The organism is Bradyrhizobium sp. LeoA1Lang (assembly GCF_055413685.1).
The window spans coordinates 1-670 of record NZ_JBVAPG010000469.1 but is presented as its reverse complement, the minus strand read 5'-3'; the positions used below and the strand labels follow the sequence as shown (position 1 = coordinate 670).

The 670-nt window shown below is 66.7% G+C and carries 1 protein-coding gene; it reads right to left on the bottom strand.

Going from position 1 to position 670, the window contains the following annotated elements; translation table 11 throughout:
* Positions 1-618, bottom strand: a 618-nt coding sequence (locus tag ACZYOF_RS44175) for an IS630 family transposase (protein ID WP_463719648.1), incomplete at its 3' end; no start/stop codon positions are given.
* Positions 619-670: the final 52 nt, after the last annotated feature.

Sequence of the window (670 nt, the reverse complement as noted above, 5' to 3'; positions counted from 1 at the left end):
GCGCTGTCCCGGTTGGGCCAGGACCGGCTGGCGCACCTCGCCGATCAGCTGGACGGGGGTCTCGTCGAAGCAGACCAGGGGGCGGGCGGGATCCGGCGTCTCGGCGTAGAGATCGAGCACGTCCTCCATGCGGGCGACGTATTCGCCGTCGACATGGGGAATGCACCACATGTCCCTGCGCCATGGCTTGAGGTCGTTCTCGGCCAGCCGGCGACGCACGGTCTCGCCCGACAGGCTGTCGTGATCGGTGAGCTTGACCATCGTGTCGGCCAGCAGCGTCAGCGTCCAGCGTTTGCGGCCAGCGGGCGGCTTGGCGCATGCCGTCGCCACCAGCAGGGCCTCCTCCTTTCCGGTCAGCTTGCGCTCTGCGCCCGGACGCGGCTCCTCGCTCAAGGCCCGCTCCAGATTGCCTTCTACGAAGCGGCGCTTGGTCCGGCTGACGGTGGAACGGCTGACACTCACGGTCCGAGCAATCTCCTCGTCGCTGCGGCCCCTATCGGCCGCCAGCAAAATCTGCGCCCGCTTGAGCTTGCGGGCGGCGTGCTTGCCGCCGCCGAGCATCGCCGTCAGTTCGTCGCGCTCGGCTTGGCTCAATTCGACCCGATAACGTACATTCATGCTTTGCCTCCTTGTCGGAGGCCGGGACGAATCGATCCATGAGTCAAAAATC